General features: G+C 70.6%; 16 protein-coding genes and 3 tRNA genes. 5 read left to right on the top strand and 14 right to left on the bottom strand.

The annotated features are described in order from the left end of the window. Positions 1-101: 101 nt before the first annotated feature. From F7Q99_RS12980 to pknB, 3 genes are all read left to right on the top strand, one after another. Positions 102-1,478: an FtsW/RodA/SpoVE family cell cycle protein gene (locus tag F7Q99_RS12980; RefSeq protein ID WP_326847198.1), complete on the top strand. Its 1,377-nt coding sequence runs from the start codon at positions 102-104 to the stop codon at positions 1,476-1,478. Next, on the top strand, positions 1,475-2,926 hold the full coding sequence (locus tag F7Q99_RS12985) for a peptidoglycan D,D-transpeptidase FtsI family protein (RefSeq protein ID WP_153461363.1): 1,452 nt from the start codon (positions 1,475-1,477) through the stop codon (positions 2,924-2,926). Before F7Q99_RS12980 ends, F7Q99_RS12985 begins: the two co-directional genes overlap by 4 nt. A 260-nt stretch (positions 2,927-3,186) precedes the next feature. Then, positions 3,187-5,316, top strand: coding sequence for a Stk1 family PASTA domain-containing Ser/Thr kinase (pknB, locus tag F7Q99_RS12990; RefSeq protein ID WP_153461364.1), 2,130 nt, complete (start codon positions 3,187-3,189; stop codon positions 5,314-5,316). A gap of 132 nt (positions 5,317-5,448) precedes the next feature. On the opposite strand, the gene F7Q99_RS12995 is transcribed toward pknB, so the two are convergent. The 5 genes from F7Q99_RS12995 to F7Q99_RS13015 form a co-directional block, all read right to left on the bottom strand. Beyond that, on the bottom strand, positions 5,449-6,276 hold the full coding sequence (locus F7Q99_RS12995) for a class E sortase (protein ID WP_407697775.1): 828 nt from the start codon (positions 6,274-6,276) through the stop codon (positions 5,449-5,451). Positions 6,277-6,310: 34 nt separating this feature from the next. After that, positions 6,311-7,447: a class E sortase gene (locus F7Q99_RS13000; RefSeq protein WP_326846598.1), complete on the bottom strand. Its 1,137-nt coding sequence runs from the start codon at positions 7,445-7,447 to the stop codon at positions 6,311-6,313. Positions 7,448-7,452: 5 nt separating this feature from the next. After that, positions 7,453-8,115 (bottom strand): aminodeoxychorismate/anthranilate synthase component II, encoded by a 663-nt coding sequence (locus tag F7Q99_RS13005; protein WP_153461366.1) that lies wholly within the window; start codon positions 8,113-8,115, stop codon positions 7,453-7,455. Positions 8,116-8,171: 56 nt separating this feature from the next. Next, positions 8,172-8,351, bottom strand: coding sequence for a hypothetical protein (locus F7Q99_RS13010; RefSeq protein WP_153461367.1), 180 nt, complete (start codon positions 8,349-8,351; stop codon positions 8,172-8,174). Positions 8,352-8,420: 69 nt separating this feature from the next. Further along, entirely contained in the window at positions 8,421-9,185 is a 765-nt protein-coding gene (locus F7Q99_RS13015) for a DUF881 domain-containing protein (RefSeq protein WP_153461368.1), read from the bottom strand. A 172-nt stretch (positions 9,186-9,357) separates the two neighbouring features. Here F7Q99_RS13015 and crgA point away from each other — a divergent pair, with 172 nt between their 5' ends. Next, positions 9,358-9,606, top strand: coding sequence for a cell division protein CrgA (gene crgA / locus F7Q99_RS13020; RefSeq protein ID WP_326846599.1), 249 nt, complete (start codon positions 9,358-9,360; stop codon positions 9,604-9,606). Between the two features lie 365 nt (positions 9,607-9,971). On the opposite strand, the gene F7Q99_RS13025 is transcribed toward crgA, so the two are convergent. After that, positions 9,972-10,877, bottom strand: a complete 906-nt coding sequence (locus F7Q99_RS13025; protein ID WP_153461369.1) for a rhomboid family intramembrane serine protease — start codon at positions 10,875-10,877, stop codon at positions 9,972-9,974. 238 nt (positions 10,878-11,115) lie between these two features. Here F7Q99_RS13025 and F7Q99_RS13030 point away from each other — a divergent pair, with 238 nt between their 5' ends. Next, on the top strand, positions 11,116-11,913 hold the full coding sequence (locus F7Q99_RS13030; RefSeq protein WP_153461370.1) for a DUF5324 family protein: 798 nt from the start codon (positions 11,116-11,118) through the stop codon (positions 11,911-11,913). 96 nt (positions 11,914-12,009) lie between these two features. On the opposite strand, the gene F7Q99_RS13035 is transcribed toward F7Q99_RS13030, so the two are convergent. From F7Q99_RS13035 to gyrB, 8 genes are all read right to left on the bottom strand, one after another. Further along, positions 12,010-12,082 (bottom strand) — tRNA-Ala (locus F7Q99_RS13035). A gap of 170 nt (positions 12,083-12,252) precedes the next feature. Then, positions 12,253-12,381 carry a DLW-39 family protein gene (locus F7Q99_RS41095; RefSeq protein ID WP_014137031.1) on the bottom strand — a complete coding sequence of 43 codons (129 nt, stop codon included), beginning with the start codon at positions 12,379-12,381 and terminating at the stop codon, positions 12,253-12,255. Between the two features lie 308 nt (positions 12,382-12,689). Beyond that, positions 12,690-12,763, bottom strand: a tRNA-Ile gene (locus tag F7Q99_RS13040). Between the two features lie 85 nt (positions 12,764-12,848). Continuing rightward, positions 12,849-12,925: transfer RNA gene (locus F7Q99_RS13045), tRNA-Ile, on the bottom strand. A gap of 16 nt (positions 12,926-12,941) precedes the next feature. After that, complete coding sequence (locus F7Q99_RS13050) at positions 12,942-14,348, bottom strand: SAM-dependent methyltransferase (protein ID WP_153461371.1); 1,407 nt, start codon at positions 14,346-14,348, stop codon at positions 12,942-12,944. Positions 14,349-14,598: 250 nt separating this feature from the next. Further along, positions 14,599-15,339 carry a DUF3566 domain-containing protein gene (locus F7Q99_RS13055; RefSeq protein WP_326846600.1) on the bottom strand — a complete coding sequence of 247 codons (741 nt, stop codon included), beginning with the start codon at positions 15,337-15,339 and terminating at the stop codon, positions 14,599-14,601. Between the two features lie 151 nt (positions 15,340-15,490). Beyond that, complete coding sequence (gene gyrA / locus F7Q99_RS13060; RefSeq protein ID WP_153466126.1) at positions 15,491-18,028, bottom strand: DNA gyrase subunit A; 2,538 nt, start codon at positions 18,026-18,028, stop codon at positions 15,491-15,493. A 130-nt stretch (positions 18,029-18,158) separates the two neighbouring features. Further along, complete coding sequence (gene gyrB / locus F7Q99_RS13065) at positions 18,159-20,180, bottom strand: DNA topoisomerase (ATP-hydrolyzing) subunit B (protein WP_326846601.1); 2,022 nt, start codon at positions 20,178-20,180, stop codon at positions 18,159-18,161. Between the last annotated feature and the right edge of the window lie 236 nt (positions 20,181-20,416).

Genomic DNA, 20,416 nt, shown 5'->3' on the forward strand with positions numbered 1-20,416 from the left:
ACCCCGTGAGTACCTACGACCTGAGCAGCGGCGCGAGCCGGCCCGGCCGCCGCCGGACGCCGGCCGACCGGCCCGTCACCCGGCGCCGGGGCAACACCACCATCTCGCCGCAGGGAGCGCCGAACCGGCGCAACACCGAGCTGGCACTGCTGGTCTTCGCCGTCCTGCTGCCGGTCCTCGCGTACGCCAACGTGGGTCTCGCCATGGACTCCGCGCTGCCGAGCGGCATGCTCGGCTACGGCCTCGGCATGGGGTCGCTCGCCCTGGTCGCGCACCTGCTGGTGCGCCGCTACGCGCCGTACGCCGACCCGCTGATGCTGCCGCTCGCCGCCCTGCTGAACGGGCTCGGCGTGGTGATGATCTGGCGGCTCGACAAGGCCGGGAAGCTGCTGTCAGGGAACTTCCCCGCCGCCGCCAACCAGCTGATGTGGTCGGCCCTCGGGGTCGCGCTGTTCATCGGCGTCATGGTCTTCCTCAAGGACCACCGGGTCCTCCAGCGCTACACCTACATCTCGATGGTGGTGGCGCTGGTCCTGCTCGCGGCCCCGGCGTTCTTCCCGGCCCGCGCGGAGGACTTCGGCGCGAAGATCTGGATCCGGATCGGCGGCTTCTCCATCCAGCCCGGCGAGTTCGCCAAGATCGTCCTGACCGTCTTCTTCGCCGGCTACCTGATGGTCAAGCGGGACGCCCTGGCCCTGGCCAGCCGCCGCTTCATGGGCCTCTACCTGCCGCGCGGGCGCGACCTCGGCCCGATCGTGGTGATCTGGCTGCTCAGCCTGCTGATCCTCATCTTCGAGAACGACCTCGGCACGTCCTTCCTGTTCTTCGGCCTGTTCGTGGTGATGCTCTACGTCGCCACCGAGCGCACCAGCTGGATCCTGTTCGGCCTGCTGATGTCGGTCGGCGGCGCGACCGCCGTCACGATGACCGCAAGCCACGTGAAGACCCGGATCGACGCCTGGCTCGACCCGATGGCCGCCTTCGCCCCCAAGCCGCCCAAGGGCTCCACCGAGCAGATCGGCCAGTCGCTGATGGCGCTCGGCTCCGGCGGGGTGACCGGCTCCGGTCTCGGCCAGGGCCGCTCCTGGCTGATCAACTTCGCCGCCAAGAGCGACTTCATCCTGGGTTCGTTCGGCGAGGAGCTCGGGCTGGCCGGCCTGATGGCGATCTTCCTGCTGTACGCGCTGCTGATCCAGCGCGGCCTGCGCACCGCGATCGCCGCCCGCGACCCGTTCGGCAAGCTGTTCGCCGTCGGCCTCGCCTCCGCCATGGCGTTGCAGGTCTTCGTCGTGGCCGGCGGCGTCACCGGTCTCATCCCGCTGACCGGTATGACCATGCCGTTCCTCGCCCAGGGCGGTTCGTCAGTGGTCGCCAACTGGGCGCTGATCGCTGTCCTGCTGAAGATCAGCGACAGCGCGCGCCGACCCGGGGCCGAACCGGCCCCCGCCACCGAGGGCCAGAGAGGACCCGCCAGATGAACAAGCCGATCCGCCGGGTCTCGATCTTCTGCCTCGTGCTGATCCTGGCCCTGATGCTGCGCACCAACTGGGTGCAGGGCGTCCAGGCCGACTCCTGGGCCAGCAACCCCAACAACAAGCGCCAGCTCTTCGACCGTTACACCCACCCGCGCGGCAACATCATCGCGGGCGGCCAGCCGGTCACGAAGTCCGACTTCGTCAACGGTGTGCGCTACAAGTACAAGCGTTCCTGGATCGACGGCCCGATGTGGGCTCCGGTGACGGGCTACTCGTCCCAGGTCTTCGGCTCCAACGGGCTGGAGAACCTGGAGGACGGCATCCTCTCCGGCACCGACGACCGGCTGTTCTTCCGCAACACCCTCGACATGCTGACCGGCGAGCAGAAGAAGGGCGGCGACGTCGTCACGACGATCAACGCCAAGGCCCAGAAGGCCGCCTTCGACGCCATGGGCAACAAGAAGGGCGCGGTCGTCGCGCTCGACCCGAAGACCGGCGCGATCCTGGCGCTGGTCTCCACCCCGTCCTACGACCCGAGCACCATCTCCGGCAGCGAGGACGGCGACGCCTGGAAGGCCCTCAACGCCGACCCGAACAAGCCGATGGACAACCGGGCACTGAAGTACACCTATCCGCCCGGCTCGACGTTCAAGCTGGTCACCGCGACCGCCGCGTTCGAGAACGGCATGTTCCAGAACATCGACGACACGACCCAGACGCCGGACCCGTACGTCCTGCCGGGCACCAAGACCGAGCTGAAGAACGAGAGCCCCCAGGAGCAGTGCGAGAACGCCACGCTCAAGTCCGCGATGGACCAGTCCTGCAACACGGTCTACGCCAAGATCGGCGCCGACCTCGGCAAGGACAAGATGCGGGCGCAGGCCGAGAAGTTCGGCTTCGACAGCACCATCGACACGCCGGTCCGGGCCGAGAAGAGCATCTTCCCGAACAGTGCCAGCCTTGACGGCACCGCCCAGGACTCGATCGGCCAGCACGACACCCGCGCCACCCCGCTGCAGATGGCCATGGTCTCCGCCGCGATCGCCAACAACGGCAGCCTGATGCAGCCCTACCTGATCGACTCGGAGCGCTCGGCCTCGCTGACCACGATCTCCAAGCACACCGAGAAGCAGTTCTCCCAGGCGATGAGCCCGGCCACCGCGCAGAAGATGCAGGACATGATGGTGTCGGTGGTCGAGAACGGCACCGGCAAGAACGCCCGGATCCCGGGTCTGCAGGTCGGCGGCAAGACGGGTACCGCGCAGCACGGCGAGAACAACGCCAGCCTGCCGTTCGCCTGGTTCACCTCCTGGGCCAAGACCTCGGACGGCCAGTCGGTCGCGGTCGCGGTCGTGGTCGAGGACGGCTCCGACAACCGCGACGGCATCAGCGGCGGCCGGCTCGCCGCCCCGATCGCCAAGGCGGTGATGCAGGCCGCGCTCGGCAAGTGACGAGCGCGCGCCACGGTGAGGGGAATGTCACGATCGGTACCTCCGTCCGGATACCGGTCTGATATCGGCCGACGGCTGACTCCGGTCCGGCGCGGTGCGACCGGTAGCGTATCCGCAAGCAGCGGGTGTGCCCGTTGCCGCCCGCGAGGCGGCGCACGGCCCGGCCGGAGAACCGGCCGCGAGCCGCGCGGCGTCACCCAGAGCGTGCGGGGACACCTACGTCACAACCTCACCGGCGGGTGAGGGAGAGGGTCGGAACTATGGAAGAGCCTCGTCGCCTAGGCGGCAGGTACGAGCTCGGCGGCGTCCTCGGACGCGGCGGCATGGCCGAGGTGTACCTCGCCCATGACACCCGGCTCGGCCGTTCCGTCGCAGTGAAGACGCTCCGGGCCGACATGGCCCGGGATCCGTCGTTCCAGGCCCGCTTCCGCCGCGAGGCACAGTCCGCGGCGTCCCTGAACCACCCCGCGATCGTCGCCGTGTACGACACCGGCGAGGACTACATCGACGGCATCTCCATCCCGTACATCGTGATGGAGTACGTCGAGGGCTCCACCCTGCGCGAGCTGCTGCACTCCGGCCGCCGGCTGCTGCCGGAGCGCGCGCTGGAGATGACCATCGGCATCCTCCAGGCGCTGGAGTACTCGCACCGGGCCGGCATCGTCCACCGCGACATCAAGCCGGCCAACGTGATGCTGACCCGGCAGGGCAACGTCAAGGTCATGGACTTCGGCATCGCCCGCGCGATGGGCGACGCCGGGATGACGATGACGCAGACCTCTGCCGTCATCGGCACCGCCCAGTACCTCTCCCCCGAGCAGGCCAAGGGCGAGCAGGTCGACGCCCGCTCCGACCTGTACTCCACCGGCTGCCTGCTGTACGAGCTGCTGACCGTCCGCCCGCCGTTCGTCGGCGACTCTCCGGTCGCGGTGGCCTACCAGCACGTCCGGGAGGAGGCGCAGCCGCCGTCCGTCTTCGACCCCGAGGTGCGCCCCGAGGTCGACGCGATCGTGCTGAAGGCGCTCGCCAAGGAGCGGGACTACCGCTACCAGACCGCCGACGAGATGCGCGACGACATCGAGCGCTTCCTCGACGGCCTGCCGGTGGCCGCCGCCCAGCAGGCCGCCTACGGCATGGGCGCCGCCGGATACGGCTACGACCAGAACGGCTACCCGCAGCACGACCCGTACGGCCAGACCAACGTGCTGCCGCAGCAGCCCGGCGGCGGGCCGACCACCCTCCTGCCGCAGGCCTCCGCGCAGCCCGGCTACGCGCAGCAGGGCGGCTACCAGGACGACGGCTACGGCCAGACCTACGCGGGCGCCCCGGTCGGCGGTGGCGACGGCTACGACGACGGCTACGGCCGCGAGGGCGGCCGGCGCCGCGACGATCAGCCGAAGAAGAGCAACACCTCCTGGATCGTGCTGGCGGTGGCCGCCGTGCTGGTCCTGGTCGGCACCTTCTTCGTGGCCCAGGCGATGTTCAACGGCGGCGGCGACAAGAAGGACGCCGCGAAGATCGCCGCGCCGAACCTGGTCGGCAAGAGCCTGGCCGACGCCAAGACGGCCGCCGCGCAGACCGGTCCCAAGCTCGTGGTGACCGAGGGCGAGAAGATCGCCTGCCCGGACGCCAACGTCAAGAAGGACCAGGTCTGCACCCAGAACCCGCAGGCCGGCACGCAGGTCGCGGAGAACGGCACGATCACCGTGCAGGTCTCCTCCGGCCCGACCAAGGCGACCATGCCGACCGTCACCGGCAAGACCAAGGACCAGGCGATGCAGGCCCTGTCGGCCGCCGGCTTCACCAACGTCTCCGCCCCCGAGTACAAGGACGACGACACCGCTCCGCAGGACACGGTCCTCGCCCAGGACCCGGCGGCCAACACCCCGGCCGACCCGACCGCTCCGGTCAAGCTGACCGTCTCGCAGGGCAAGAGCAAGGCGAACGTCCCGTCCGTGGTCGGCATGCAGAAGGAGGCCGCGCAGGCCCAGCTGGAGAGCGCCGGCTTCCAGGTCGACGCCTCGAAGACAGCGGTGACCAACGACCCGACCAAGATCAACACCGTCGCCTCGCAGTCGCCCGGCGCCAACACCAAGGCCCCGGCCAACTCGAAGATCACGCTGACCGTCTACAAGGCGCCGGACAAGGCCACCGTCCCGCCGCTGCAGAACGTCAAGCTGTCGGACGCCATCGCCCAGTTGCAGAAGGCCGGTCTCGGCTACGCGGTGAACGGCCCGTCCGACCCGAACGCCGTGGTCATCATGACCAACCCGCCGGCCGGCACCCAGCTGGACCCGAACTCCCAGGTGGCCCTGACCACGAAGCCGGCCGATCAGCCCAAAGGGGGCGACCCCTTTCCCTTCCCCACACCCCCCAAGGGCAACAACTAAGCCCTGGTTCCCCTTCTTGTGAGGCCTGAGCTTCTTCTGAGGCCTGAGCCCGGAGCAGGGAACGCCCGAGGGCCCGTCGCAGCGGTTGCGACGGGCCCTCGGGCGTTTTCCTGAGGTGTCCTTCCCGGGGCGTCAGGAGTGGCGCAGCTCGGGCGGCGGGGTGCGCCTGGCGTCCACGTCGTCGACCCGCACCAGGCTCCCCCACACCGCCATCCGGTACCGCGAGGTGTAGACCGGCGTGCAGGTGGTCAGCGTGATGTAGCGGCCGGGGCCGGTGTAGCCGGAGCCGGTCGGGACGGGTGCGACGATGCCGGTGTCGTACTTGGACGTCTCCGGCAGGGTGTTGTCGACCTTGTAGACGTACCACTTGTCCTTGGTCTCGACGACGATCGCGTCGCCCTTGTGGACCGCGTCCAGGTCGTGGAACTTGGCGCCGTGGCCGTCCCGGTGGGCGGCCAGCGCGAAGTTGCCGGCCGCGTCCCAGGGCATCGCGGCTCGGTAGGGCTGCTCGTACACGCCGGCGACGCCCTCGGCCAGGGTGGCCGTGTCGGTGCCCATCCGGATCATCACCTGGTAGTCCTCGCCCATCGCCGGGACGTGCAGGAAGCCCACGCCGTCCCCGGCCGCGAACGGGACCGGCGGGGCGCCTGGAGCGGGCGTCGCGCCGGGGGCCGCGCCGGGGGCCGCCGCCGACGGCGTGCCGGTCGGGCCGGCGGCCCAGGCGCTGCGCAGCTTGTCGGAGGCCTCGGCCGCAGAGCGGTCCGCCTGGACGTTGGTCCACCACAGCGAGTAGGCGACGAAGAGGCCGAGCACCAGGCCCAGCGTGATCAGGAGCTCGCCGAAGACCCCGAGGGCGGCCAGCGCCCGGTCCCGCCCTCGACGGGCGGGCCGAGGCGAGGGCTCGGGCGGGGAGGCCTCCGCCGCCGGATCGGGTGATTCCGCCGTCTCGTCCTGGATCACCGGTGCTCCCCATCTGTCGCCTGGCGGCCGGGCGCTACCCGCCCGTGATCGCGGCCGGCTTGCCCTGGCTGCGCGGCCGTTCGTCGATCATCTTGCCAAAGACGATGAGGCGAAACTTCGAGGTGAACTCCGGGGTGCAGGTGGTCAACGTGATGTACCGGCCGGGGCCGGTGTAGCCCGAGCCGTTCGGGACGGGCTTGATCACGCTCACGTTGCTGGGGGAGGTCTCCGGGATGCCGCCGGTGACCTCGTAGGTGTAGTACGCGGTGGCCGTCTCCACGACGACCTTGTCGCCCTTGCCGAGCTGGTTGATGTACCGGAACGGCTCGCCGTGCGTGTTGCGGTGCGCGGCCAGCGCGAAGTTGCCCGCCTTGTCGGCCGGCATCCCGGTGCCCGGGTAGTGGCCGACCAGGCCCTTGTCGAGCACCGCCGACTTGGAGGTGCCCTCGGCGATCGGGAACTTCAGCCCCAGCTTGGGCAGGTAGACGATGGCGAAGCCCTTGCCGGGCTCGAACGTCTCCGGCTTGTTCGGATCAGGTGCCGGCTGTCCCGGTTGGGCGGGCTGTTGGGCGTCGAACTGCTGCTCCAGCTGGTTGCGGGCGCCGTTGGCGGCGGCGTCGGCCTGCACGTTCGTCCACCAGAGCTGGTACGAGACGAAGAGCAGCATCACCACGCCGAGCGTGATGCACAGCTCGCCGACGAGGCGCGCGGCGACCACGACCGGGGACTCCTTGGGCCGTACCCGCGCCCCGGCCCCCCGGCCGGCCGCCCGGCGCCGCCCACCGCCCGAGCGCCCCGAGGTCCGGCCCTGGGCCGCCCGCCGGCGCTCGGCCCGGCCGCCGGTGGGCGGGGCCTGCTCGGCGGGTTCTCCGTCCTCGGCCGGCACGCGCAGCTGGACGGTCCGGTCGGTCTGCTCGGGCAGCCAGGGGTGGTCGGCCCCGGCGGCGCTCCGGTCGGCCTGCTCGGCCTGCTCGTAGACGCTCCAGGCGTCCTCGGCGGAGCCGTGCCCGGGCTGGGCCGGCTGGGCGTGCTGAACGGGCTGGGTCTGGTACCCCGGCTGGTGCTGGCCGTTGCCGTACTGACCGTCGGCGTACCGGACACCCTGGTACTGCCCGCCGCCGTACGGGCCCGCCTCCGGCTGGTAACGCCCCTCCGGACGCAGCGTGGTCACGCCGCTCAGCCCCGGCCGATCACCGGGGCGAGCCCGGCCGACCGGTCCACGGCCTGCGGATAGCCGCACTCGGCCAGCCAGTTCGCGAGCATCCGGTGGCCGCCCTCGGTGAGCACCGACTCGGGGTGGAACTGCACGCCCTCGACGAGCAGGTCGCGGTGGCGCAGACCCATGATCACGCCGCTCTCGGTGCGGGCGGTGACCACCAGGTCGGCCGGCACGGTGGCCGGCTCGACCGCCAGCGAGTGGTACCGGGTCGCGGTGAGCGGCGAGGGCAGGCCCGCGAACACCCCGCCGTCCTCGTGCTCGACCAGCGAGGTCTTGCCGTGCAGCAGCTCCGGCGCCCGGTCGACCACCGCCCCGTACGCGACCGCGATCGACTGCAGGCCCAGGCAGACGCCGAACACCGGCAGCCCGATCGCCGCGCAGTGGTGCACCATCTCGATGCAGACCCCGGCCTCCTCCGGCGCACCGGGGCCGGGGGAGAGCAGCACGCCGTCGAAGCCCTCCTCGCCGGCCCGGCGGACGGCGTGCTCGACGGTCACCTCGTCGTTGCGCACCACCTCGCAGGTGGCGCCGAGCTGGTACAGGTACTGGACCAGGTTGAAGACGAAGCTGTCGTAGTTGTCGACGACCAGGATGCGGGGTGAGGTCGGCTGGGTGGTCATTCGCGCGCTATCTCCGTGGGAAGCGGGGACTGGAGGTCGGAGCAAAACCCGCCGGCTCAGCCGGCCGCGGCACCGTCGCCGCCGTCCACTGTGACGTCACCGAAGGGGAGCAACGGTTCCGCCCAAGGGAAGACGTACGTGAACAGGAGGTAGACCACCCCCAGGATGAGGAGCAGCGAGATGACGGCCCGGACCAGGGTGTTCCCCGGGAGGTGACGCCAGATCCAGCCGTACATGGTGCTCCCTCGACGTAGCAGACTGGGGTCAAGAGTAGACGGGCCTGCCACGGCGCCGAGGCCGGTCCGCTACTGCTGCCCGCCCGCCGACCGCAGGTCGGTGGTGCCGGAGTAGCCGGGCAGCGTGAGGTCGGTGCTCTCCTGGACCTTCCAGCCGAGCCCGTACACCTGGACGTACTGGAGGTAGTTGCGGATCGTCGGGTCCGTGTTGACGGCCTCCCGCAGGGCGTCGGTCCGGCCCACCGCCCTGACGACGTACGGCGGCGAGTAGACCCGGCCCTGGAGCAGCAGGGTGTTGCCGACGCAGCGCACGGCGCTGGTGGAGATCAGCCGCTGGTCCATCACCTGGACGCCCTCGGCGCCGCCCCGCCACAACGCGTTGACCACGGCCTGGATGTCCTGCTGGTGGATGACCAGGTCGTTGACGCCGGGCTCGGGGAAGCCCGGGATGCGCGCGGTGGCGTTCGGCGGGGCGTCGTTGAGGGTGACGGTCAGACCGCCGCCCTGCAGCGGCTCCAGGGCGGTGCCGGCCCGGAGGGCATCCATCCGGGCCGTGTCGTCCGGGTTGTGGCTCTGCTGGCCGGCCAGCTCCTGGGCCTGGGCCTGGAGGTCGGCGAGCTGGGCCTGCGCCTGCTGGTTCTGCGAGCTGCGCTGGCGTATCACGTCGCCGAGGCTCAGGAGCGAGTTGTCGGTCCGCAGGTCGGTGCCGCGGGCGGTCTGCGCGCTGATGTAGAAGAGCAGACCGGCGAGCGCGAAGACGGCGCAGGTCAGGGCACGTCCGACAATTCGGATGCCGGAACGGCGGGTACGGGTCGGGCGAGGGGGAATCGACAAATTAGGCACCGTACCCTTATCTCCTTAGAACCCGCCGAGCCACTACGCTAACGGACGCCGGTGGCACGTGCGGGAGCGATCCCAGTGGCGTTCTCCACAAGCGACCGCCGGCCGACCCACCCCCCGCTGCACCTCTGCGCGGTCTCACAGCGCATCGACAGGAGAGCTCCTCGTGCCGAAGTCTCGACTCCGCAAGAAGTCCGACTACACCCCGCCCGTCACGGCCACGGTGAAGATCAGTTCGGGCCGTAGTTGGGTCGCGCCCCTGATGCTGGCACTGTTCCTGATCGGCCTGGTGTGGATCGTCACCTACTACGTGACCAGCGGGAACTACCCGGTCGAGAGCTGGCGGAACTGGAACATCCTGGTCGGCTTCGGCTTCATCGCCGCGGGCTTCGGCGTCTCCACCCAGTGGAAGTGACGCCCGGGGCGCGAGCCCTGGGCGCATTCCGCCGCTGATCCGACTTTCTGCCCTCCCGAGGGGCACCCGCCGTCCCGGACCGCTCGACCCGGGACGGCGTTCAGGTGTGCCCGGATGACGTCGACCGCCCGGACAGTTATCCACACCGTCGCACTGTCGTGCTTATCCACATGGTTATCCACACTGGGGAAAAGTGTCCCCAGGCTGTGGATAACTTGCAGCCGACGCAGCTTCCCCACCGGTGGACACGCCGCTTCGGGGATCGGAATCGCACAGCAGGACACGCGTAGAACAGCAGTCCACAGCCTGATCGCCGCACAGGCTGTGCACAACCCCGCACCCGTTGTGGACAACGGCCCCGGGCGTCACGCACCGTAGCGGGCCATCCCGATCAGGACCATCGCCACGATGACGGCCGCCGCACCTGCCACCGTCAGCCCCTGGACCAGCCCGCGGCGCTCGCGCGGGGCGAACATCAGGCCGGTCGCGGTCAGCGCCCCCACCACCAGGCCGCCCAGGTGCGCCCGCCAGTCGATCCCCGCCATGGAGAAGGTGAGGATCAGGTTGAAGACCAGCAGTGCCATCACCGGGCCGATAGGGCCCCGGGTCCTGATCTGCAGCACCAGGGTCGCGCCGAACAGGCCGTAAATGGCGCCGGAGGCACCCAGCGAGTTCATCAGGTCGCCGGCCACCAGGAAGGCGAAGGCGCTGCCGGCCAGGCCTGAGACCAGGTACAGGGCGAGGAAGCGGAGCCGGCCGAGCACCGTCTCCAGCACCGGGCCGGTCCACCACAGCGCCAGCATGTTGGCGCCGATGTGCCAGAGCTGGAGGTGCAGGAAGGTCGCGGTCAGCAGCCGGTACCACTGGCCCGGGCCGTCGGCGACGCCTACCGGGCCGCCGGGGATGGCCCGCCCGGCGCTGAACAGCGACCAGTCCTGGGCCAGCCACGGCGTGAACACGTAGGCGGCCAGCAGGAAGACCGCGATGTTGATCCCGATCAGCACCTTGCTGACCAGCGCGCCGTCCGCCGCCGGCGTCCCGCCGAACCGGGTGGTCGCCTGCCGCGTCCGGGCGTGCCCGCCGCTGACGCAGTCGGGGCACTGGAAGCCCACCGAGGCGGGCACCATGCACTGCGGGCAGATCGGGTGCCCGCAGCGGGTGCAGGAGATGCCGGTGGCCGTCTCCGGGTGCCGGTAGCACCCGGGCAGCCCGGCCTCGGGCCCGGTCGGCTGGGTCCGATCGGCCGGCGGCCTCGGCTCGTCCGGGAGCATCAGCGGATTCCCCTTCCCGTGCAGGACCACCGGAGCCGCCAGCCTACTGCGGTGGATCCGGCGGCGGGCGCTCTCTCCACCGTCGTTCCTGCCCCCCGTTCCCGCCGGGAACACCGCGTACCGCCGACCGCGCCCCACCGCGTACGGCCCACCCGAAGTGCCATCGGACAAATCAGGATGCATGATCAGCATTCAGGTGGATATGTGCATAAGGGACGCCACCCAGGAGGAGAGACTCGTGACCCGTTTGGACTCAGCTCGTGAGACCGCCGCCAAGACCCGGGACACCGCCGCGCACCTCGCGGACGGCGCGAAGCAGCGTCTGGGCCCGGCCCTGGACACCGTGGGGCCGAAGGCCGCCCAGGCCGCCCACAGCCTCCGCGTCCAGTACGACCGGCACCTCGCCCCACAGATCGGTCACGCCTTCGCCAGCCTGCCGCCCGACGCCCAGCAGAACGCCCTGAAGGCGCTCCACCGGGCGCAGGAGGCCGCCCTGGCAGCCCGCCTGTCCGCCACCCGCGCCGCCGACCAGGCGCGCTCCACGGTCGGCCCCAGGGTCGCCCAGGCCGTCGAGGACGCCCGCGCCGCCGTCGTCCCGGTCGCGCAGGAGGCCCAGACCCGGGGCGCCGCCGCGATCACCGCCCTGCACGGCCATGTGACCTCCGCCGAGATCAGCGACCTCGCCGCGCGGAACATCAGGAAGGAGCAGCGCAACGGCTGGGCCGCCGGTCTCGCCGTAGCCGGCGCCGTGGCGATCGGCAGCGGTGTCCTGGCCTGGCAGTGGTGGCGGCGGCACAGCAACCCGGAGTGGCTGGTCGAGCCCCCGGCCCCGCAGGGGTCCCAGCCGGCCGGCGCCCACGCCACGGGCACCACCCCGGCGCCCGTGAACGGCTCCGGTCCCGAGGACGCCGCCGCCGAGCCCGAGCCGAAGCCGGAGTCCCGGGCCGAGACCTCCACCCCCAAGCCCGGTTCCCCGCCCGGCAGGCCCGCCGACGACGACCGCCCGAAGCCGCACGACCCGCGCAAGCCGCACTGACGGGACTCGCCGCACCCACCGCACGAAAAAGCCGATCGGCCGCTGACCGGAACTCAGGTCAGCGGCCGATCGGCGACTGCTACGAACTACGAGGTGTGGAGCATAGGAGACTCGAACTCCTGACATCTGCCTTGCAAAGGCAGCGCTCTACCAACTGAGCTAATGCCCCTCGACGGCACCGCGCGCGTGCCAACGGGCACTAGCGTACCGGGTTCCGGCGCGTTTCCCAGCGCCTTCCCCTGAAGGAGCCGGGCCGGTCCGGTCGGGATGACCGGGCCGGCCGGCCCGGGAGGCGCGTACGGCGCCCCCGAAGATCGTCGATCGTCAGATCGTCCGGGCTCAGCGACCGGCCGGAACCGGGTCGGTGGCCTCGGTCCACAGGTCCTGCTCGGCACGGTCCGCCTGGACCTGACGGTAGACAAAGAAGCCGCCGAGGGCGACCAGGGCGACCAGGAGAAGCTTCTTCACCGCGGGACCTCGTCCTTCTTGCGTAAGTGGACTCAAGAGCCGTGCTCCGGCCGGACTGACCGGGCCGACGAGTCCAGATGTGTTTCCAACGCCAACGGGGCGGCCGGTGCCAGACTGCCCTTGCGGCCGATGATACACACCGGTGTCCCAATCGTGACCAGCCACCGCTGCCTTCAACCCGGCGGTCCGAGCGGAGGATTGACGCCGCACCTCATGCCGGCGGGCCGGGCGGGCGCCGGGCCGCCCGGGGCCGGGGTCCGGAAACGACGAGGGGCCCGGAATGAATCACTCCGGGCCCCTCGTGGAGGTGGGCCTAACAGGACTTGAACCTGTGGCCTCTTCCTTATCAGGGAAGCGCTCTAACCGTCTGAGCTATAGGCCCCTGCCACACGGAGAGATTACCGGAACCTGCCCGAAGTGCGAAAACATCGAAGGGCCCGGAGTGGATCACTCCGAGCCCTTCGCGGTGGTGGGCCTAACAGGACTTGAACCTGTGGCCTCTTCCTTATCAGGGAAGCGCTCTAACCGTCTGAGCTATAGGCCCTCGCCGCACTGAAAGATTAGCGGACCGACGGCCGATCTCCCAAATCCGAACCGGAGGGGGCCCCGGCCGAGGTCGCGACGGGGACTCCGGCGGCCGGCCGGGGCGCTCCCGCGGCCCGGGGCAGCAGCCACTCCTCGCGGGTGGCGGGGAGTCCGGCCACGCCCTCCTCGGTGCTGCGGACGGCGAGGATCTGGTTGACCCCGATCCGGTTCTGCTCGAAGGCCAGCGCACAGGCGGACATGTATAGCCGCCAGACCCGGGCCCGGCCGCGGCCGACCAGCCTGACCGCCTCCATCCAGTGCGCCTCCAGGTTGGCCATCCACTCGCGCAGCGTCAGCCCGTAGTGCTCGCGGAGCGACTCGAGGTCCCGTACCTCGAAGCCGGCCTCCTCCAGCCGGGCCACGGTGGAACCGACGGGGGAGAGCTCGCCGTCCGGGAAGACGTAGCGGTCGATGAACGGGCTGGGGCGGTGCAGCTCGCCCGCGTGCTCGGGGCGGCGGGCGATCTGGTGGTTGAGCAGGCGGCCGCCGGGCACCAGCAGCCGGTACAGGCCCCGGGCGTAGACCCGGTACTGCTCGGCGCCGACGTGCTCGGCCATCCCGACGCTGGAGATCGCGTCGAACGGGCCGTCGGCGATCTCCCGGTAGTCCTGGAGCCGGACCTCCACCCGGTCGGCCAGCCCGGCCTCCTCGACCCGGGCGCGGGCCAGCGCGACCTGCTCCCTGGAGATGGAGACGCCGACCGCGGTGACGCCGTAGTGCCGGGCCGCGTGCAGCAGCAGCGATCCCCAGCCGCAGCCGACGTCGAGCAGGCGCATCCCGGGCCGCAGGCCGAGCTTGCGGCAGATCAGGTCGAGCTTGGCCTCCTGGGCGGCCTCCAGGCTCTTCGCCCCGGGCGTCCAGTAGGCGCACGAGTAGACCATGGACGGGCCGAGCACGAGCTCGTAGAAGTCGTTCCCGACGTCGTAGTGGTGGCTGATGGCCGCGCGGTCCCGGCTGCGGCTGTGCAGCCGTCCGCGGCCCGTCCCCGCCTCTTCGGGAGGCGGGGTGGGCCGGGGGCCCAGCGCACCGGCCCGCAGGGCGGCGGCGAGGACCCGGCGGCCCGTGGCGCCGAGCACGTCGCGCGGGCCGAGGTGCAGCCGGCGGATCTCCGGGCGCTCGGCGAACCGGGCGACGGCCGTGAGCACCTCGTAGAGGTCACTGCCGGGGGCGATCTCCAGGTCCCCCGAGACGTACGCGCGGGCCAGGCCCAGCTCGCCCGGCTGCCAGAGCAGGCGGCGCAGGGCGCGGCGGTTGCGCAGGACGATCGCGGGCGCGCCGGGCGGCCCGGCGGTGCTGCCGTCCCAGACCTGCACCCGCAGCGGTACCGGAACCCCGAGCAGCCCCTCCAGGGCCTCGACCAGGTGACCTGCGAGCTGAGCCATTGAGCGCGCCTCCGTCCAGTCGTCCGGCATGGCCCGGGCTCGGGCCGGGGGGCGGCCTGCGGCACTCCCTGGCACGGAACGGGCGGCACCCAGCTAATCCCACGGCGGCCGACCCGATTCGGGGTGGCACGCCGCGAGGAGCCGGCTGTCACCCGAATGCTGACGGGCCCCGCAGGCTGCAACAGCCTGCGGGGCCCGTACATTCCGTCCGTGGACAGCGGTCTGACCTCGGGTCAGGATCCGGCCGGGATCAGTCCTCCTCGGCCAGGGTCAGCTCGACGCCGCCGGTGAAGCCGGCCGCGGCGTTGTAGATGAACGCGGAGAGCGTGGACAGCGCGGTCAGCAGCACGATGTCCACCACACCGATCAGCGTGGTGAAGGTCATCACCTTGCCGAAGCCGATGTAGTCCATGAGGTTGAGGCCGCCGTTGCTGTCCGAGCCGGTGACGTCCTTGAGGGTCTTGGACAGCGAGTCGAAGACGCCGAGCGAGTCCAGCGTCATCCACAGCACCGCCGCGGCCACGATGATGATGATCCCGACCGCCACCGACAGCAGGAAGCTGACCTTCATCACGGACCACGGGTCGACCTTGGTCACCCGCAGCCGGGCCTTGCGGGTGCGGCCCAGGCCACCGGGGCCGCCGCCGGTGGAGGGGGTCCCGGAGGGCCGGCGCGCGGCCCCGGGGACGGGCGTGCCGCCGGCCGGGGTGTTGCCGCCGGTCCGGGTGCCCCGGGCCGGGGTCGGCTGACCCTTGGAGTAGGTGGTCGGCTGCGAGAACCCGCCGGACCCGGGGGCCGGGGTGCTCGGCGGCGGGGGCGTCTGACCGCCCAAGGTCGCGCCGCTCTGGCCCGCCCCGCCGACCGGCGGCATCACCGAGGTGGACGCGGCCGGGTGTTCGGCCGGCGGCTGCGGCACGCCGTACCCGCCCCCGCCCTGCGCGCCCGGACGGCCGCCGGAGGCTCCTCCCGCAGCACCCGTGGCTCCACTCACCTGGTCCTCCCGCACTTCCCACCAGAGCGGCGGAACCGCCCTGCTTCGTCACTCGACATCCAGCGCCCGGCGGGATTGCCCGGAACTGGTCGGCGGCCGGTGCCGCCCCGCCCCCTACTGGGGACGCAGCGGCACCGGCCCACGGTTCGGCTCAGACTCCGGCTTCTGCGCCGGGCGCCGTCTCCGTACCCTCGGCCATCTCGGTGGACTCGGTGCCCTCGACCTCGTCCTCCGACGTCTCCTCGTCCTCGGCCTCCGCGTTGCGGGCCATGCCCACGACCGCGTCGCGCTTCCCGAGGTTGATCAGTTGGACGCCCATGGTGTCACGTCCGGTTTCACGGACCTCGGAGACCCTCGTACGGATCACCCCGCCCGACAGGGTGATCGCCATGATCTCGTCGGTCTCGTCGACCACCAGCGCGCCGACCAGCGAGCCCCGGCCCTCGACGATCTTCGCCGCCTTGGTGCCGTAGCCGCCACGTCCCTGGACACGGTACTCGTCCACCGCGGTGCGCTTGGCGTACCCGCCGTCGGTGGCGGTGAAGACGTACGTGCCCGGGCGGACGACGTTCATCGACAGCAACTCGTCGTCCTCGCGGAAGGCCATGCCCTTGACGCCGGAGGTGGCGCGGCCGGTGGACCGCAGGGCCTCGTCGGTGGCGGTGAAGCGGATCGACTGCGCCTTCTTGGAGACCAGCAGCAGGTCGTCCTCGGGGGAGACCAGCTCGGCGCCGATCAGCTCGTCGTCCCGGCCCTCCTCGTCCTGGCGCAGGTTGATCGCGATCAGGCCGCCGGAGCGCGGGGAGTCGTAGTCCTTCAGCGGGGACTTCTTCACCAGACCGGCACGGGTGGCGAGGACCAGGTACGGCTTGTCCTCGTAGGTGCGCACGGCCATCACCTGGGCGATGTGCTCCTCCGGCTGGAAGGCCAGCAGGTTGGCGACGTGCTGACCGCGGGCGTCGCGCCCGGCGTCCGGCAGCTCGTAACCCTTGGCGCGGTAGACCCGGCCCTTGTTGGTGAAGAACAGGATCCAGTTGTGGGTCGTCGTCACGAAGAAGTGGTCGACGATGTCGTCCTGCTTGAGCTGGGCGCCGCGCACGCCCTTGCCGCCGCGCTTCTGCGAGCGGTACAGGTCGGAGCGGGTCCGCTTGACGTAGCCGCCACGGGTGATCGTGACGACGATGTCCTCCTCCGCGATGAGGTCCTCGATGGAGAGGTCGCCGTCGGAGGGGATGAGGGTCGAGCGCCGCTCGTCGCCGTACTTCTCGACGATCGCGGTGAGCTCCTCGGAGATGATCTCCCGCTGGCGGGTCGGCGAGGCCAGGATCGCGTTGTACTCGTCGATCTTGCGCTGCAGCTCGTCGTGCTCGTCGGTGATCCGCTGGCGCTCCAGGGCGGCCAGGCGGCGCAGCTGCATCTCCAGGATGGCGTTGGCCTGGAGCTCGTCGATGGAGAGCAGCTCCATCAGGCCGGTGCGGGCGGCGTCGGCGCTGGCCGAGGCCCGGATCAGCGCGATGACCTCGTCGATCACGTCCAGGGCGCGGAGCAGCGCGCGCAGGATGTGGGCGCGCTCCTCGGCCTTGCGCAGGCGGAAGGTGGTGCGCCGGACGATGACCTCGACCTGGTGGTTGACCCAGTGCCGGATGAAGGCGTCCAACGACAGGGTGCGCGGCACGCCGTCGACCAGGGCCAGCATGTTGGCGCCGAAGTTGGTCTGCAGCTCGGTGTGCTTGTACAGGTTGTTCAGCACGACCTTGGCGACCGCGTCGCGCTTGAGCACGACCACCAGGCGGGTACCGGTGCGGGACGAGGACTCGTCGCGGACGTCGGCGATGCCGGCGATCTTGCCGTCCTTGACCAGGTCGGCGATCTTCAGCGCGAGGTTGTCGGGGTTCACCTGGTACGGCAGCTCGGTGATCACCAGGCACTGGCGGCCCTGGATCTCCTCGACCTCGACGACGGCCCGCATGGTGACCGAGCCGCGGCCGGTGCGGTAGTAGTCGTCGATCCCGCGGCGGCCCACGATCAGCGCGCCGGTGGGGAAGTCGGGGCCCTTGATCCGCTCGATCAGGGCCTCCAGCAGCTCCTCGTTGGAGGCGTCCGGGTGCTCCAGCGACCAGAGCGCGCCGGAGGCGACCTCGCGGAGGTTGTGCGGCGGGATGTTGGTGGCCATGCCGACCGCGATGCCGGTGGCACCGTTGACCAGCAGGTTGGGGATGCGCGCGGGCAGGACGGTCGGCTCCTGCGAGCGGCCGTCGTAGTTGGGCGCGAAGTCGACGGTGTCCTCGTCGATGTCGCGCATCATCTCCATGGCCAGCGGCATCATCTTGCACTCGGTGTAGCGCATGGCCGCGGCCGGGTCGTTGCCCGGGGAGCCGAAGTTGCCGTTGCCGTCCACCAGCGGCATCCGCAGCGACCACGGCTGGGCCAGGCGGACCACGGTGTCGTAGATCGAGGTGTCGCCGTGGGGGTGGTAGTTGCCCATCACGTCGCCGACGACGCGGGCGCACTTGTAGTAGCCCTTCTCGGGCCGGTACCCGCCGTCGTACATCGCGTACAGCACGCGGCGGTGCACCGGCTTGAGGCCGTCGCGGACCTCGGGGAGCGCACGACTGACGATCACGCTCATCGCGTAGTCGAGGTACGAGCGCTGCATCTCGGTCTCGAGCTCGACCGGCTCGATCCGCATGGTCGCCTGGGCGGTGGCCTCGGCGGCCTCGGGGGTCTCGGGCTGTTCGCCTTCGGGACGGTTGTCGTCGACCACTGGTGGTCAGTTTCCTTTCACGCGGACTGGTACGTGCGGCTGCCGGTCGGCGGCGTCACACGTCCAGGAAGCGGACGTCCTTGGCGTTGCGCTGGATGAAGGAGCGGCGGGCCTCGACGTCCTCGCCCATCAGCACGGAGAACAGCTCGTCGGCGCGCGCGGCGTCCTCCAGGGTGACCTGGAGCAGCAGCCGGTGCTCGGCGTCCATGGTGGTGACCCGGAGCTCCTCGGCGTTCATCTCGCCGAGACCCTTGAACCGCTGGATCGCGTCGTCCTTGGGGAGCCGGCGCCCGGCCTCCACACCGGCGGCGATCAGCGCGTCGCGCTCGCGGTCGGAGTAGGCGTACTCGAAGTCGTCCTTGCCCCACTTGATCTTGTACAGCGGAGGCATGGCGAGGTAGACGTACCCGGCCTCGACCAGCGGCCGCATGAAGCGGAACAGCAGGGTGAGCAGCAGGGTGCGGATGTGCTGACCGTCGACGTCGGCGTCCGCCATCAGGACGATCTTGTGATAGCGGAGCTTGGACTCGTCGTAGTCCTCCTGGATGCCGCAGCCGAAGGCCGAGATCAGCGCCTGGACCTCGGTGTTCTGAAGCACCTTGTCGATCCGGGCCTTCTCGACGTTCAGGATCTTGCCGCGGATGGGCAGGATGGCCTGGGTGCGCGGGTCGCGGCCCTGCTTGGCCGAGCCGCCGGCGGAGTCACCCTCGACGATGAAGATCTCGCACTCGGACGGGTCCTTGGACTGGCAGTCGGAGAGCTTGCCCGGCAGCGAGGCGGACTCCAGCAGGCCCTTGCGGCGGGTGAGGTCACGGGCCTTGCGGGCGGCGACGCGCGCGGTGGCGGCCTGGATGGACTTGCGGATGATGTCCGCGGCCTCGTTGGGGTTGCGGTCCAGCCAGTCGTTCAGGTGCTCGTGGACGACCTTCTGGACGAAGGTCTTCGCCTCGGTGTTGCCGAGCTTGTCCTTGGTCTGGCCCTCGAACTGCGGCTCGCCGAGCTTGACCGAGATGATCGCGGTCAGGCCCTCGCGGATGTCCTCGCCGGAGAGGTTGTCGTCCTTCTCGCGGAGCAGCTTCTTGTCCCGCGCGTAGCGGTTGACCAGGCCGGTCAGCGCGGCGCGGAAGCCCTCCTCGTGGGTACCGCCGCCGTGGGTGTGGATGGTGTTGGCGAAGCTGTAGACACCCTCGGTGTAGGAGGAGTTCCACTGCATCGCGATCTCCACCGAGATCGACTTGTCCTTGTCCTCCGCCTCGAAGTCGATGACCGAGGGGTGGATCACCTCGCCCTTGCGGGAGTTGAGGTGGGCGACGAAGTCGGCGATGCCGCCGTCGTACTTGTACGTGACGGAGATCGGCTTGCCGTCCTCGTCCACGTGCTCGGGGCGCTCGTCGGTGAGCGAGATCGACAGGCCCTTGTTGAGGAAGGCCATCTCCTGGAAGCGCCGGGAGAGCGTCTCGAACGAGTAGACCGTGGTCTCGAAGATGTCCGGGTCGGCCCAGAACGTGACGCTGGTGCCGGTCCGGTCGGTGGCCTCGTTCTTGGCCAGCGGTGCGGTCGGCGCGCCCATCTTGTAGTCCTGCGTCCAGCGGTGGCCCTCGGTGTGGATCTCCACCGCGAGCCTGGTGGACAGCGCGTTCACCACCGAGACGCCGACGCCGTGCAGACCGCCGGAGACCGCGTACCCGCCGCCGCCGAACTTGCCGCCCGCGTGCAGCACGGTGAGCACGACCTCGACGGCCGGCTTCTCCTGCCCGGGGACGATGCCGACCGGGATGCCGCGGCCGTTGTCGTCCACACGCACGCCGCCGTCCGGCAGGATCGTGACGTCGATGGTGTCCGCGTGCCCGGCCATGGCCTCGTCGACGGAGTTGTCCACCACCTCCTGCACCAGGTGGTGCAGGCCACGCTCACCGGTCGAGCCGATGTACATGCCGGGACGCTTGCGGACGGCGTCGAGGCCCTCCAGCACCTGGATGTTGCTGGCGTTGTAGGACTTCTCGCCCTGGTCGGTCTGGTCTGGGGTCTGGCTGAGGTTGCCGGAATCGGCCACGAAGCGCCCTCTCTGGCACAGCACGGGCCGCATCCCCACCCCGTGTGGGCGGGCGTGCGACCACGGCGTTTCGACTCGGTTGCCACTAGCAACAGTGTTTGGCTTTCAGTCTACCGGTACGACTGACAGAGATGGGCGTTTGGCAGCCCTTGAGGGCAGATACGCCGCCCTGAATCCCCTCTGCACATGTCCCGATACTCGACCCGGGGGCACAGAGCGCCTGGAAGGGCCGTCAGGGGTTCCGGAAGATCGCGGTCCGC

Source organism: Streptomyces kaniharaensis, from assembly GCF_009569385.1.
GTDB lineage: Bacteria > Actinomycetota > Actinomycetes > Streptomycetales > Streptomycetaceae > Kitasatospora > Kitasatospora kaniharaensis.

Coding starts and splice junctions, on each gene's coding strand:
- F7Q99_RS12985 (WP_153461363.1), top strand. CDS start 1,475: ATGAACAAGCCGATCCGCCGGGTCTCGATCTTCTGCCTCGTGCTGATC.
- pknB (WP_153461364.1), top strand. CDS start 3,187: ATGGAAGAGCCTCGTCGCCTAGGCGGCAGGTACGAGCTCGGCGGCGTC.
- F7Q99_RS13005 (WP_153461366.1), bottom strand. CDS start 8,115: ATGACCACCCAGCCGACCTCACCCCGCATCCTGGTCGTCGACAACTAC.
- F7Q99_RS13010 (WP_153461367.1), bottom strand. CDS start 8,351: ATGTACGGCTGGATCTGGCGTCACCTCCCGGGGAACACCCTGGTCCGG.
- F7Q99_RS13025 (WP_153461369.1), bottom strand. CDS start 10,877: ATGCTCCCGGACGAGCCGAGGCCGCCGGCCGATCGGACCCAGCCGACC.
- F7Q99_RS13050 (WP_153461371.1), bottom strand. CDS start 14,348: ATGGCTCAGCTCGCAGGTCACCTGGTCGAGGCCCTGGAGGGGCTGCTC.
- gyrA (WP_153466126.1), bottom strand. CDS start 18,028: ATGCGGATCGAGCCGGTCGAGCTCGAGACCGAGATGCAGCGCTCGTAC.